This is a genomic window from Mesorhizobium sp. M0317 (genome assembly GCF_040321555.1).
Taxonomy (GTDB): domain Bacteria; phylum Pseudomonadota; class Alphaproteobacteria; order Rhizobiales; family Rhizobiaceae; genus Mesorhizobium.
Genome location: NZ_JAMYRV010000018.1, coordinates 87,107 through 101,283, shown reverse-complemented (window position 1 = coordinate 101,283; position 14,177 = coordinate 87,107). Strand labels below are relative to the sequence as shown.

Sequence of the window (14,177 nt, the reverse complement as noted above, 5' to 3'; positions counted from 1 at the left end):
CCCGCCCGGGGGGGGGGGGGGGCGGGGCGCCCCCCCCCCCCCGTCCCGGCTTGGGTTAGCGACCCCCCCCACAAGGGGGAGGGTAAAAAAGTCACTCCGCCACCACCAATTTATCCTGCGTCTTCGTCTCGAAATCGCTGGCGTCGTGGCGCTCGTGCAGTTGCATGGCCGGGTCGCCGAAGGCGCGGTTGACCATGCGGCCGCGTTGCACGGTCGGGCGGGCGTCGATCGCCCTGGCCCAGCGTTGTACGTGCTCGTAGTCCTGCACCGACAGGAACTCGGCGGAGTCATTGTACATGCGGCCGAGCGCAAGGCCGCCATACCAGGGCCATACCGCCATGTCGGCGATCGAATAGCCGGCGCCGCCGAGATATTCAGTCTCCGCCAGCCGCCGGTCGAGCACGTCGAGCTGGCGCTTGGTCTCCATGGCGAAGCGGTCGATGGCGTATTCGATTTTTTCGGGCGCATAGGCGTAGAAATGGCCGAAGCCGCCGCCGAGATAGGGCGCCGAACCCATCTGCCAGAACAGCCAGGACAAGGTTTCCGCGCGCGCCGGCTGTTCGGTCGGCAGGAACTCGCCGAACTTTTCCGCGAGATAAAGCAGGATCGAACCGGACTCGAAGACGCGGACAGGCGTCTTGCCGCTGCGGTCGAGCAGCGCCGGGATCTTGGAGTTGGGGTTGACCTCGACAAACCCCGAGCCGAACTGGTCGCCATCGTTGATGCGGATCAGCCAGGCGTCGTATTCGGCGCCCTTGTGGCCGAGCGCCAGAAGCTCCTCCAGCATGACAGTCACTTTGACCCCATTCGGCGTCGCCAGCGAATAGAGCTGCAGCGGATGCTTGCCGACCGGCAGCACCTTGTCATGCGTCGGACCGGCAATAGGCCGGTTGATGCTGGCGAACGTGCCGCCATTGGCTTTCTTCCAGCTCCAGACTTTCGGCGGGGTGTATTCGGTCATGCGGGGAATTCCTTGGGTTTGGCGGGGCGAAAACGACGGCGCGAGACTGATGGCGGAAAAGTCGGCGGAACCTAGATACTGGAACACATAGGTGCAATTCAGAAAGGTTCAACTTGTGTTGAACTATTATCGATGTCAGCGCCGCCCCTCATCGCCCTGCCGGGCACTTCTCCCCGTATAGTGACGGCGAGAAGGACGCTGTCGCCTACTGATTTCGCCAATTGCCAGCGTTGCCAAGAGCGCCGATGTTGCGGCCATCTCCCTTCTCCCCGTCGCTATACGGGGGAGAAGGTGCCGGCAGGCGGACGAGGAGCAGCGCCAGCCTCTGAAATGATTGCCTTGTTGCCTAAGCCCTTGCGCCCTGTGCAGCGCGGCATACCTATAGAGGATACTGCCCACGCATATCTGCCAGGATGAAAGCATGCCGATCGATCCCGTTTCCCCGCTCTTGCGCTCCGTCGTTGGCGTGCGCGCCATGGTTCCCGACGATGCCTTCACGGCCAATGCCCTGGGCACGCGCCGCGAAGGCAGCGGCGTCGTTATCCGCGGCGACGGGCTGGTGCTCACCATAGGCTATCTCATCACCGAGGCCGAGGAGGTCTGGCTGACCGACCAGGACGGCCGCGTCGTGCCGGCGCATGCGCTGGCCTATGACCAGGAGACAGGCTTCGGCCTGGTGCAGGCGCTGGCGCCGCTCGGCCTGCCAGCGGTGGCGCTGGGTGACGCCTCGAAGGCCAAGATCGGCGACCCCGTGGTCTTTGCCGACGGCACCGGCCGCTCGGTCAAGGCACACATCGTCACCAAGCAGGAATTCGCCGGCTATTGGGAATATCTGCTCGACGAGGCGATCTTCATTGCCCCGGCGCATCCGTCCTGGGGCGGCGCGGCGCTCATCGGCCAGGATGGCAGCCTGCTCGGCATCGGTTCGCTGCTTTTGCAGATGAGCCGCAACGGCGAGGTCGCCGACATCAACATGGTCGTGCCGATCAACCTTCTGACCCCGATCCTCGACGATCTCCTGACGCGCGGCCAGGTGGCGAAGCCGCCGCGCCCATGGCTCGGCGCCTTCTCGGCCGAGTCGAACGGTGCGGTCGTGGTGATGAGCGTCGCCGAAGGCGGCCCCGCCGCCAAGGCCGGCCTGCGCCAGGGCGACATCATCTCCGACGTGCGCGATGGCGAGGTCGACGGGCTCGCCGATTTCTACCGCAAGCTATGGCAGAATCCGGCGGGTTCGGAGATTCCTCTCAGGGTCGTGCGTGACGGTCGTGAGACTTGGCTGCGAGTGAAATCCGCCGACCGAAACAGCTTTTTGAAGAAACCGCATCTGCAGTGAAGCCAATCTCCCCCCAAGTGGGGGAGATGCCCGGCAGGGCAGAGGGGGCGCGAAGGATCGCGACCTCTCGATCTATTTTCTGACAAGAATCGCGGGATAAACGTGGCTGACACTGGCCGGTGCGTTGGCGGGACAGCGGCCCCCCTGCCGGCCATCTCCCCCACGAGGGGGGAGATTGGCTGCCCCCTCAATCCCCGCATACCCTAAAAGGCGTCCCCGTGTCCCACTCCGCGAAGGGCACGACCTGGCCTTCGACAGACACGATACTGTTCACCTTGCTGTCATCATCCTGCGTCTGCATACTTTTGCCCTTGCCGGTCAGCACGTCGTAGTCGCAGCTGCTGTCGACGACAACGGACTGGTATTTGTAATGGTCATAGGCAACGCCGGCGACGACGAAGGCCTCGTTGCGCCAGGCGATGGTCAGCGTCATGTCGGTCCGCTCGCCGGGGCCGATCAGCCCCGGCAGAGAGATCTTGATCGAGCCGTTGGGCAGTGCGGTCAACTCAGGTTCGATGCCGGAGCCCTCATAATGCGGCTGGTCGTAGTCGTTCCATTCGCCGTAGACCTGCTCATGCACGATGCCGGCGGGTTTCAGAAAATTGTACTTTTTGTCCCTGAGGAAGAAATGCATGTCCATGGTGCCATCTTCGGGCTCGGTCTCGACGATCATCGCCAGATCGGCGACGCCGTCGCCGTTGAAGTCGCCGGTCAGCGCGGTGATGATCTTCTGGGTTTCGATGGGTTCAGCGAGCGCCGAGGCCGGCAGCAGAAGGATGAGGCCGAGTAACATCGATCGCATGGCATTTCCCCCGAATTGCAGTCTGCCTTGCCCGGCTCGACCAGCCGGGAAACTGCCATGAGCGCCGGCTTGGGCGCAAGCCGGCTCGCAATAGGCTAGGGGGTATCGACGCCGCTGACGGAAACTGGCATCGACAGCCGATACAGCCGGCCCGGCAACAACGAGGTGATGATGGCGCCGTTCAAGGTCGATCCCGACAAGGTTCATGAATTCCCCGATCCCGACAGTTTTTACGCCTGGCTGCGCGAAAATCATGCCGGCGAGAGCGAGGTCTGGATCAAGGTCCACAAGGTCGGCTCGGGCCTTGCCTCGATCACGCCGAAGCAGGCCATCGACGTGGCGCTGTGCTTCGGCTGGATCGACGCCATACGCAAGCCGCTCGACGACAAGAGCTTTCTGCAGCGCTACACGCCGCGCGGCAAGAAGAGCATCTGGAGCAAGATCAACATCGACAATGTCGCCCGCCTGGTCGAGGAGGGCCGCATGACCGAACACGGGCTGAAACAGGTCGAGGCGGCCAAGGCCGACGGCCGCTGGGACCGCGCCTATGCCTCAGGCAAGGACATGAAGATCCCTGACGATCTGCAGGCCGCCATCGATGCCGAACCCGCGGCAAAAGAGATGCTGGCGAAGCTTTCCGCCCAAAACCGCTTCGCGCTCGCCTTCCGCACCCACAACATGAAGACGGAGGCGGGGCGCAAGAAGAAGATCGAGGCTTTTGTCCAGATGCTGAAGCGCGGCGAGACGATCTATCCGCAGAAGCGGTGAGGCGACGGCAAGCGGCTGCCATGGTGCGCGCAGCTAAAAACCCGCTTGTGAGGTTCTGCCCTCCCTTGCTCGACATAACCTATTGTTTCTTCGGTATTTTCCACTCGTCGTGCGGATGATAGCTGCGATAGTGGAAAAACATAACAACCTATTGTTAATTAAGAGTTTTCCACTATGTTAACTTGATCCTGGCTTAAGAGGGGAAGACGATGCTGAGAGAGTTGACCGGCGAGCAGCGGCGCCAACTCATAGATACGCAACAGGTCTACGAGGCCTGGCAGCATGCTGATGACCAGCGCCAAAGGCGCTTTGCAGGCAGCATGCGCTGGGTTGAGCGCAGCGGTGCTGAATACCTGCTGCGGAAGGTCCGGCAGGTCGAGAATTCACTCGGGCCGAAAAGCAGCCAGACGGAGAAGGCGTTCGCTGCGTTTTCCGAGGGCAGGGTGCAGAACAAGGATCTGCTGGCAGGTCTGGCCGATCGCCTGAACGGCCTGGCGAAAGTCAATGTGGCAATGGGGTTGGGCAGGGTACCGGCCATCGCCGCACGGATATTGCGGCGGTGCGCCGAAACAGACCTGCTGGGCAAGCAGTTGCTGGTCGTCGGCACGAATGCGCTGTTCGCTTACGAGGCTCTGGCGGGCGTCCAGATCACCAGCGGTCTCACGGCAACCGGCGACATCGACCTGCTCTTCGATTCCCGACGCCGCATCAGCTTCGTGACCGGCGAGAGGGTAAGCCAGTCCGGCCTGATAGGCGTGTTGCGTAAAGTGGACAGGTCCTTCAAGCCGCTCCAGCCCCGGGCCTTCAGGGCAGCGAACCGTGATGGCTATCTGGTCGACCTGATCCGTCCGCAGGCAAGACATGTCCTCAAGGACAACGCCACTACCTCGATTACACAGCTTGCCGACGATCTCGACAGCGCACCCATGGAGGGGCTGCAATGGCTCATCAACGCTCCAAAGGTGGAGGCTGTGGCGATCGATGAGCGTGGCTATCCCGTAAGCATGCCGACGGTCGACCCTCGAATGTTCGCTCTGCACAAGGCTTGGCTGGCCACGCGGCCTGATCGGTCTGCGGTCAAGGCAATGAGAGATCGTGAACAGGCGGAAGCGGCTGCACGCATTGCCACGGGCTATCTTGCGCTTCCGCTGGACAGCGAGCATCTCAAAGGGCTTCCGGGGGCACTGCTGGACGCTGCGGCCGCAACGCTCTCTCTGTCTGGCCCGAGCGGCTTTTCCGAAGACTCTCCAATTGAGCCCGACTGGTAGCGGCCGCGCTAGCACGCCATGCTACGAAAATAGCATTCTCGCCTCGCGAAATGTGATGCTACGGTTCCCGGCGCACCCAGGGCGGAGGGGTTGCCAAGAGGAGAAGTGGCGGGCGCTGGCCCGGATTTCAGCGAGAACCGGACGGAACTGTTGAACATTGCAAGGCCGCCGCCCGGCGTCGGCCACAAGGGAGGACCACCTGTGAAAGCATCCTATCTCGTCTCAGCCGCGCTGCTTGCGGCGACTGCGATGCCGGCGGCGGCCGGCGAAATTTCCGACGGCAAGGTCAAGATCGGCATCCTCAACGACCAGTCGGGCGTCTATGCCGATTTCGGCGGCAAATGGTCGGTCGAGGCCGCCAGGATGGCGGTCGAGGATTTTGGCGGCAAGGTGCAGGGCGCGCCGATCGAGATCGTCAACGCCGATCACCAGAACAAGCCCGACATTGCCTCCAACATTGCGCGCCAGTGGTACGACACCGAGCAGGTCGACGCGATCATGGAACTGACGACATCCTCGGTGGCGCTCGCCGTCCAGGGGTTGTCCAAGGAAAAGAAGAAGATCGACATCGTTACCGGAGCGGCATCGGCCGACCTGACCGGCAAGCAATGCTCGCCCTACGGTTTCCACTGGGCTTACGATACCCACTCGCAGGCGGTCGGCACCGGCGGCGCGCTGGTGCAGCAGGGCGGCGACAGCTGGTATTTCATCACCGTCGACTATGCCTTCGGCTATTCGCTGAAGGAGCAGACCTCAAAGGTTGTTGAGGCAAGCGGCGGCAAAGTGCTGGGCGAGGTGCGTTACCCCTTGGGATCGACGGATTATTCCTCCTTCCTGCTGCAGGCGCAGTCCTCCGGAGCCAAGGTTATCGGCCTTGCCAATGCCGGCCTCGACACCTCCAATACCATCAAGCAGGCGGCCGAGTTCGGCATTGTCGCCGGCGGCCAGCGGCTGGCAGCCCTTCTGTTCACGCTTGCCGAGGTGCACGGCCTCGGCCTGCAGGCGGCGCAGGGCGTGGTGCTCACCGAAGGGTTTTACTGGGACCGCGACGACAAGAGCCGCGACTTCGCCGGGCGCTTCTTCAAGCGCACCAACCGCATGCCCAACATGATCCAGGCCGGCACCTATTCGGCGGTGCTGCAATATCTCAAGGCCATCGACAAGGCCGGCACCGACGAAACCGAGGCGGTCGCCAAGCAACTCCATGAAATGCCCGTCGACGACATCATCAACGCCAACGGCAAGGTACAGGCCGACGGCTCGATGGTGCACGACATGTATCTCTACCAGGTCAAGAAGCCCGAGGAGTCGAAGAAGGACTGGGATTACTACACCTACCTTGCGACCATTCCGGGCGACAAGGCCTTCATCAAGGCTGAAGACAGCGGCTGCCCGCTCGTCACCAAGTGACGCTGGCGCAAGCCGTGGCCGTCCAGCCGGACGGTGCCGAAATCAAGCCGCGGGTGGTGCTCTCCGCCCGCGGCCTGCGGCGCGACTTTGCCGGTTTCGTCGCCGTCAACAATGTCGACCTCGACGTCCATCACGGCCAGATCCATGCACTGATCGGGCCGAACGGCGCCGGCAAGACGACGATCTTCAACCTCTTGACCAAGTTCCTGCAGCCGAGCAGCGGCAGGATCGAACTGTTGGGCAACGACATCACCCGCACCGCGCCGGCCAGGGTGGCGCGCATGGGTCTCGTCCGCTCGTTCCAGATATCGGCGATCTTTCCGCATCTGAGCGTGCTCGACAATGTCCGCGTCGCCTTGCAGCGGCCGAGCGGGCTCGGCTTCCAGTTCTGGCGCTCGCTGGCCGCGCTTGACCAACTGACGCCACGGGCGCGCGAACTGCTTGCCGTCGTCGGTCTCGACGATGTCGCGCATCGTCCGGCCGGCGATCTCTCCTATGGCCGAAAGCGCGTGCTCGAGATCGCCACCACGCTGGCGCTCGACCCGAAAGTGCTGCTGCTCGACGAGCCGATGGCCGGCATGGGGCACGAGGATGTCGGCGCCATTTCCGGCATCATCCGCTCGCTGGCAACGGACCGCGCCGTGCTGATGGTCGAGCACAATCTCACCGTCGTCGCCGACCTTTGCGACTGGATCACCGTCATGCAGCGCGGCCAGGTGCTCGCCGCCGGCGACTACGCAACGGTGAGCAACGATGAGCGCGTCAGGGTCGCCTACATGGGGACCGAGCAGGGGGACCGAGCATGAGTGAGCCGCTGCTTGCCGTGCGCGATCTCCATGCCTGGTATGGCGAGGGCCATGCGCTGCATGGCGTCAACCTCGACGTTTTTCGCGGTGAGACCGTGACGCTGCTCGGCCGCAACGGTGTCGGCAAGACCACAACGCTGCGCGCCATTATGGGGCTGGTCCGCAAGCGCAGCGGCAGCGTCGCCTTCGACGGCAGCGACCTGATGCGCCTGCCGCTGCATCGTGTTGCCCATCGCGGAATCGGCTTCGTGCCGGAGGAACGCGGCATCTTCGCCACGCTCACCGTCGACGAGAACCTGATCCTGCCGCCGGTGGTGGCCAAGGGCGGCATGAGCGTCGACGAGATCTTCGATCTCTTTCCCAACCTCAAGGAGCGGCGCAACAGCCCCGGCACCAAACTGTCCGGCGGCGAACAGCAGATGCTGGCCATCGCCCGCATCCTGCGGACGGGCGTGCAGATGCTGCTGCTCGACGAACCGACCGAAGGCCTGGCGCCGGTCATCGTCCAGCGCATCGGCGAACTGCTGGCAACCTTGAAGAAGCGCGGCATGACCATCCTGCTCGTCGAGCAGAATTTCCGCTTCGCCGCGCGCATCGCCGACCGCTTCTATCTGATGGAGCATGGCAAGGTGGTGGAGGGTTTTGCCGTAAGCGAGCTTGCCGCTCACACGCAACAGCTGCACGAGGTGTTGGGGGTATGATGACGACAGCCCACGGCAGTACCCCCACCCCGCTGCTGCGCAGCGACCCTCCCCACAAGGGGGAGGGTGGAGGGCCACCGCCCTACCTCCCCCTTGTAGGGAGGTCGGACCGAAGGTCCGGGTGGGGGTACGTGCCGCACAGACGCATCCCGCTTGCAACACCCTCGGTGACGCCATGACCATGATCTTCGGCATCCCCGTCCAGGCCTTGCTCGGCCAGATGCTGGTCGGGCTGATCAACGGCTCCTTCTACGCCATGCTGAGCCTCGGCCTGGCCGTCATCTTCGGCCTGCTGCGGATCATCAATTTCGCCCATGGCGCACTCTATATGCTCGGCGCCTTCATCGGTTACCTGCTGCTCGTCCATCTCGGCATCGGCTACTGGCCGGCGCTGCTCCTGGTTCCGCTCATCGTCGGCGTCTTTGGCATGGCGGTCGAGCGCGTGGCGCTGTCGCGGCTCTACCGCCTGGATCCGCTCTACGGGCTGCTGTTCACCTTCGGACTGGCGCTGGTCATCGAAGGCGTGTTCCGTTTCTACTACGGTGTGTCAGGCAACCCATATGCCGTTCCGGCGCAGCTTGCCGGCGGCACCAATCTCGGCTTCATGTTCCTGCCCAACTATCGCGGCTGGGTGGTGGTGGCCTCGCTCATTATCTGCATCGGCACCTGGCTCCTGATCGAAAAGACCAGGCTCGGCTCCTATCTGCGCGCCGCGACCGAAAGTCCCGAGCTGGTGCAGGCCTTCGGCGTCAACGTGCCGCTGCTGCTGACGCTCACCTATGGGCTCGGCGCGGCGCTCGCCGGCCTTGCCGGTATTCTCGCCGCGCCCGTCTACCAGGTCAGTCCGCTGATGGGCTCCGATATCATCATCGTCGTCTTTGCCGTCGTCGTGGTCGGCGGCATGGGTTCGATTCTCGGGGCCATCGTCACCGGCTACATGCTCGGCCTCGCCGAGGGCCTGACCAAGGTGTTCTATCCCGAGGCGTCGAACCTCGTCGTCTTCGTCATCATGGCGATCGTGCTGCTCCTGCGCCCCGCCGGCCTGTTCGGAAGGGACGCCTGAGATGAGCGAGGCAACCCTTCACCAACAGCGCACCGCCGCCTCCGTGCGGCTGGAGCGGGTATTGCTGGCATTGGCCATACTGGCGCTGATAGCCGCGCCCTTCTTCGTCTATCCGATCTTCCTGATGAAGATGCTGTGCTTCGCGCTGTTTGCCTGCGCCTTCAACCTGCTGCTCGGCTACACCGGGCTGTTGTCGTTCGGCCACGCCACCTTCTACGGCGCCGCCGCCTATTTCTGCGCCTACGCCGTCAAGGCATGGGGCTGGCCGCCCGAGGCCGGCATCCTGCTCGGCACCGGCGGAGCGGCCGTGCTCGGCCTGGTCATGGGCTTCCTCGCCATCCGCCGGCAAGGCATCTATTTCTCGATGATCACGCTGGCGCTGGCGCAGATGTTTTATTTCTTCTGCGTCCAGGCGCCGTTCACCGAAGGTGAGGACGGCATACAGGGCGTGCCGCGCGGGCATCTGTTCGGCATCGTCGATCTCAACGTCACGCTCAACATGTATTTCGTCGTGCTTGCCGTCTTCCTCATCGGCGTCTTCGCCGTCTGGCGCATCGTCAACTCGCCCTTCGGCATGATCCTGCGTTCGATCCGCGAGAACGAGAACCGCGCCATCTCGCTGGGCTATTCGGTCGGCCGCTACAAGCTCGCCGCCTTCGTCATGTCGGCAGCCCTTGCCGGGCTTGCCGGCGCCACCAAGGCGATCGTCTTCCAGTTCGCGACGCTGACCGACGTCACCTGGCAGATGTCGGGCGAGGTGATCCTGATGACGCTGCTCGGCGGCATCGGCACCATGGTCGGTCCTGTCGTCGGCGCCGGCCTCGTCGTCGGGCTGGAAAACACGCTCGCCACCTCCGGCTTCCCGGTGACCATCGCCACCGGCCTGATCTTCATGATCTGCGTGCTGGTCTTTCGCCGCGGCATCGTCGGCGAGATTTACGCGCGCTGGCTGGCGCCGGCCAACGGCGAGGCGGGCCGCGATCAATAGGTGATGGTCACCACCACCGTGTCGGTGTAGACGCCGGCCGAGGGCGTCGTCTGCGGCGGCACGCGGCCATAGACGGTGAGCGCCTGGGCCGTACCGGTTCCGGTGCCGGCCACCGTGCTTCCCGGCGTTCCGGCGTCACCCCAGGGCTGCGAGCGCGCCAGATCCTTGTAGAGGCCGTAGGTGACCCTCTCGGCGCCCTTCGACATTTTGCGGGTGGTCGGCGTGCCCCCTGTCGTGCCGCCATTTAGGGAAACCGTGTACGCGGTAGACGGGGTGCAGGTGACCGTAACCTGGCCGGCGGCATCGACATTGGCGTCGAGCACCCCCTTGGGGCCGAAATCGATGTTCTGGGTGGCGACCAGGCAGTTCGCCGCGACCGTGGCGTTGATGGTGAAGGTCGGACTGGTGCCCAAGTTGCCCGCGCCGGTGTCGCAGCTGCTGCTCAACAGGGTTGTCCGGGAGCGGAACTCGAGTTGCCCGCCCGAAAATGTCGACAGATAGGTGCCCGGCGGGACGGTCGCCTGGCCGCCGGGAACCCGCCCATAGAGCGTCAGGGTGTCGGTTGAGTTGCCGAAGAGATTGGGGCTCAGCAGCAGCGGTGGCGGGCGCGAGGCATAGGCCCAGTTATGGGTGCCCCAGACAACGGTCATTGCGGGGTCCGAATAGAGTTGATAGTTGAGGCTGTTGAAGCCGCTCGCCATCTGCCGGGCCGCCGCCGAGGTTGCACCGCCGGTGCCGGCGGCAATATGCGGACACACCAGGACGGGCAGCAGCAATGGCAAACTGCCGCTGCAAGTCGCGGTGAAGGTGGCTGTCGATGTCGCCGCGGTGCCTGACAGTGTGTCGATGAGGCCGAAATTCATACTGGTGACGGTGTAACTGCAGCTTTGCGCGCGGGCGAGCGACGGCAGCAGCATAAGGACAATGATGAACGTTGCGCGCAGCACCTGGCGTCGGATGTTCATTGGCACACCACGTCCCCGATCACCACCTGCCGGCCACGCACCGCCTCGAAGGGAAACTCTGCCCGGCATGAACCGCCGTCCGCGCGCTCGACCTGCACGGAATTCTGCTTGCCGAGGCCCTTGATATAGGCCTGCCCGTCATAGCCGACGACAAAGTCTTCAGTGTCGCCATCGACGCGTCCCGACAGTCCGGCTTCGAGCGGCGTTCCGCTCGGGTCGACCAGCGTCACCAGCGCGGCCTGTGCCGCCTCGGACACGCCGAACTTCAGCACGACGCCGTTGCGGTCGGCTGGGACGACGGTCTCCTTGGTGGCCGGGACATCCGCGTCTACCGGCAGGTTTTTCGGGTCGATCGACACCGTGTTCGGCTCATAGGAATTAAGCCCGGTGACCAGGATGCGGCCTTTGCTGTCGGTCCTGCCTACAGGCCGGTTCTGATGCAACACCTCGACATCAGGCGTGCCGACATCGACGACGGCAAAGGCATCGTCGATGCGGTTGGTGGCGAACACCCCGCCGCCTGCGACCGCAATGGCGCCGTCCATCTGGCCGGTCACGCGAAAGTCCTTGTCGAATTGCTGGGCGCCGGCCTCGAAACGCGCAAACGGCGCGCGGTAGCTGACCGCTGCCGAACGATTGGGGACCTCGCCCTCCGAGGTGCGCAGCCGCCAGCCGATGCTGCCGTCCTCGGCCCGCTCCGATTTGGCGAGGTCGGCCACGACATTGAGGCCGTCAGGCCCATGCTCGACACCCGTCGACGCCATGACGTCGTCATTGAACGGGATCGAAATCCCCGCAAAGATTCCATAACTGTCGCCGTCGTCGAGATCGGCGAAGGCCGTGGCATAGAGCGTGCTGCGCTTGAAGATCGCCTGACTATAGGAGAGGCCGACGATCTGGCTGGTCTCGCCTTCGGCATCCTTGAGGTGGGTATAGGAGAAGTTGAGGCTGGAGAAATCGATCGGCATCGGCACGCTGAGCGTCACCTGGTCGACCGCCCGCGGCACACCGGCGCTGAAACGGGTGAAATCATCGGGATCGAGTATGACCGGCTGTGCCGTCACCGAAGCGAGATCTTCAAAGCCGCCGAATGACCGCTGCATGCGGGCGTTGATCGCCCAGCCGTCATAACCGAACTCGGCCCTGGCATCGACCAGCGACCCGGTGCGTCCGTCATGACGGCTGCCGGCGACGGCCAGCGAAGCTGCGCCATATGCCCCGAGCGGGAAGGCAGCACCTATGCCGCCATTGATCAGATCGGCGCCGCCCTCGGCATGGGCTTCCAATGTCAGCCGGTCGGTCACGCCGTAACGCGCGCTGGCGACCCCCATGACGCGGCCGTCATAATCGTCGGAGGAGATGCCGAAATTGCGCCGCGCCATCCCTGCCTCGACGGAAAAGTCGAGCAGTCCCTGGCGCAGCAGCATGCTGGAGGCATAGAACGGCAAGGTGGCCGTGGTCTCGCGGCCCAGGCTGTCGCGCAGCACCACCTGCGCCTGTCCTGCGCCCGTGAACACCGGCAGATTGGTGACCTGGAACGGCCCGGGCTGGATGTCGCCGGAATAGGTGCGCACGTTCTGCGTATAGACCTCGAGCGTCGACGGCACCGCCGCCGTGCCGCCGAACGAGGGCAGGGGCAGCGTCACCAGGTCCGATCGCAGGTGGAAGTTGCGTTGCGCCTGAATGCCGCCGAGATAGACCGGACGCGTCCACGACAATCCGCCGGAGATGAAGTCGCCGGCCCGGTAGGTCATCAGCCGATCGGGGTCGGAATAGCTCCATGTCGTGTTGAGCCGCGTGAAGCCATCCAGCCTTCCGTCGGAATAGCCGGCGATGAAGGATTGGCTGAGCGTTCCATAGGGGCTGAACGCGCGCGCATCGAAGCCGCCGGAAACGCCTTGGAACAGCTCGACGTCCTTGTCGAACAATGTGTTGGAGCTGGCAAACAGCGAATAGTTGAGAACCGCGCCCAAGCCCGATTGCGGCGCCGGCCGGTCCTGCAAGCGCAAGCCGAGATCCACCATGCGCGCCTCGCGGCTGTCATTGGCGGCGGTGACGTAGAGGCGCTGGGCTACCTCATCGATCCGAAACGAAACGTCGGCCAACTGGTCGAGCCTGACCAGGCCGCCGGCGTCGGCTATGTCCTCCGGCGGTTTCAGGCCGACCTCCTTCAGCTCTTGGGGCGCCGCCGCCAGCCCACCATCCGGCATCTCGATAAAATTGCCGACCAGCTTGGTCGAAACGTCGTTGATGAACACCTCGAGATAGAGGCTGCGGCCCGCTGGTAAAACGGAAGCCGGCTGTTCGAGGTTCGTCACGGCCGGAAATTCCTGCGAACGCACCGCCAAGCAAGGTGTGAAAGTCGCAACCGCGACGATGACAGCGACGCTACTTGCCCTTGACGGCAACGTTGGCATCGAAGGGTCCAAGATCGCTCTGTGCCTTCAAAAGCACGGAGCCCGCGGACAGTGATTTGCCGCTGCCGATCGGCCACTGCATGGTCGCGCCGCCCAGGACATAACCGACGAGCCCGTTTCGGTTGCCGAGCTTTTTGCCGTTCTGGGTCAGGGATAGGTTGGACAAGCGGAGACGACTTTCACCGGTATTGCTGGCTGTCAGCACAAGACTGCCGCCCTTGCGCGAAACACTCCAGGCGACTGCCGGCGCGGCCGCATCGGCGTCGCGGAAAAACACCGGCACGGAGTAGCGCAGCGCGAGCGCGACCGTACCGGCCTTCTTGCGCGACGGGTCGGGTAACTCGTCGACGATGACGCGGTAGCTTTCCTCGGCCCGCACCGGCGCCTTGCTGACGCGCACGACGCGAACCACGTATTGGGCATTGGGTCCGAGTTTGGTCGATGGCGGGCTGGCGACGACGTCCGTAGTCGGCGTCAGCGTCTCGATCCCGCCAGACTGGCTCCAGGCGAAGACGCGTATCTGCACATTGATCGGCCGCTTGGGGTCATCGTTGCTGAGGTTGAGAACCGCCGAGGCGTCGGGCGAGATCAGCTCGAGACCTGTCGGCGCCACCCTGAGCGAAGCGGCTTGTGAGAGACCGGCGCACAGCAACAGAACAGCCGTGGCTCCGATGCATGAAAGCATGGATCGCATG

The 14,177-nt window shown here is 63.9% G+C and carries 13 protein-coding genes; 8 read left to right on the top strand and 5 right to left on the bottom strand.

What is annotated here, in order from left to right; genetic code table 11:
* Positions 1-91: 91 nt before the first annotated feature.
* Complete coding sequence (yghU, locus tag NKI88_RS15300; RefSeq protein WP_352655945.1) at positions 92-961, bottom strand: glutathione-dependent disulfide-bond oxidoreductase; 870 nt, start codon at positions 959-961, stop codon at positions 92-94.
* Between the two features lie 421 nt (positions 962-1,382).
* Here yghU and NKI88_RS15295 point away from each other — a divergent pair, with 421 nt between their 5' ends.
* Entirely contained in the window at positions 1,383-2,294 is a 912-nt protein-coding gene (locus NKI88_RS15295) for a S1C family serine protease (protein WP_023671416.1), read from the top strand.
* A 187-nt stretch (positions 2,295-2,481) separates the two neighbouring features.
* Here the strand turns inward: NKI88_RS15295 and NKI88_RS15290 are convergent, their stop codons facing one another.
* Complete coding sequence (locus NKI88_RS15290) at positions 2,482-3,096, bottom strand: hypothetical protein (RefSeq protein WP_352655943.1); 615 nt, start codon at positions 3,094-3,096, stop codon at positions 2,482-2,484.
* 171 nt (positions 3,097-3,267) lie between these two features.
* Between NKI88_RS15290 and NKI88_RS15285 the strand changes: the two genes are divergently transcribed.
* From NKI88_RS15285 to NKI88_RS15255, 7 genes are all read left to right on the top strand, one after another.
* Positions 3,268-3,864, top strand: a complete 597-nt coding sequence (locus NKI88_RS15285; RefSeq protein ID WP_352655941.1) for a YdeI/OmpD-associated family protein — start codon at positions 3,268-3,270, stop codon at positions 3,862-3,864.
* A 209-nt stretch (positions 3,865-4,073) separates the two neighbouring features.
* Positions 4,074-5,132, top strand: a complete 1,059-nt coding sequence (locus NKI88_RS15280) for a GSU2403 family nucleotidyltransferase fold protein (protein ID WP_352655939.1) — start codon at positions 4,074-4,076, stop codon at positions 5,130-5,132.
* Between the two features lie 201 nt (positions 5,133-5,333).
* Entirely contained in the window at positions 5,334-6,542 is a 1,209-nt protein-coding gene (locus NKI88_RS15275; RefSeq protein ID WP_023689847.1) for an ABC transporter substrate-binding protein, read from the top strand.
* Positions 6,543-6,556: 14 nt separating this feature from the next.
* Positions 6,557-7,348 (top strand): ABC transporter ATP-binding protein, encoded by a 792-nt coding sequence (locus NKI88_RS15270; RefSeq protein ID WP_352655937.1) that lies wholly within the window; start codon positions 6,557-6,559, stop codon positions 7,346-7,348.
* Complete coding sequence (locus NKI88_RS15265) at positions 7,345-8,049, top strand: ABC transporter ATP-binding protein (RefSeq protein WP_023671422.1); 705 nt, start codon at positions 7,345-7,347, stop codon at positions 8,047-8,049. Before NKI88_RS15270 ends, NKI88_RS15265 begins: the two co-directional genes overlap by 4 nt.
* Before the next feature lie 175 nt (positions 8,050-8,224).
* Entirely contained in the window at positions 8,225-9,112 is an 888-nt protein-coding gene (locus tag NKI88_RS15260) for a branched-chain amino acid ABC transporter permease (protein ID WP_352655935.1), read from the top strand.
* Position 9,113: 1 nt separating this feature from the next.
* On the top strand, positions 9,114-10,100 hold the full coding sequence (locus tag NKI88_RS15255) for a branched-chain amino acid ABC transporter permease (protein WP_352655933.1): 987 nt from the start codon (positions 9,114-9,116) through the stop codon (positions 10,098-10,100).
* Here the strand turns inward: NKI88_RS15255 and NKI88_RS15250 are convergent.
* The 3 genes from NKI88_RS15250 to NKI88_RS15240 are packed head-to-tail and all read right to left on the bottom strand — an operon-like array spanning position 10,094 to position 14,176.
* On the bottom strand, positions 10,094-11,047 hold the full coding sequence (locus tag NKI88_RS15250; RefSeq protein ID WP_502909471.1) for a Csu type fimbrial protein: 954 nt from the start codon (positions 11,045-11,047) through the stop codon (positions 10,094-10,096). The genes NKI88_RS15255 and NKI88_RS15250 overlap by 7 nt on opposite strands.
* A 14-nt stretch (positions 11,048-11,061) precedes the next feature.
* Entirely contained in the window at positions 11,062-13,482 is a 2,421-nt protein-coding gene (locus NKI88_RS15245) for a fimbria/pilus outer membrane usher protein (protein ID WP_352655929.1), read from the bottom strand.
* Positions 13,454-14,176, bottom strand: coding sequence for a fimbrial biogenesis chaperone (locus NKI88_RS15240; protein ID WP_352625861.1), 723 nt, complete (start codon positions 14,174-14,176; stop codon positions 13,454-13,456). Before NKI88_RS15240 ends, NKI88_RS15245 begins: the two co-directional genes overlap by 29 nt.
* Between the last annotated feature and the right edge of the window lies 1 nt (position 14,177).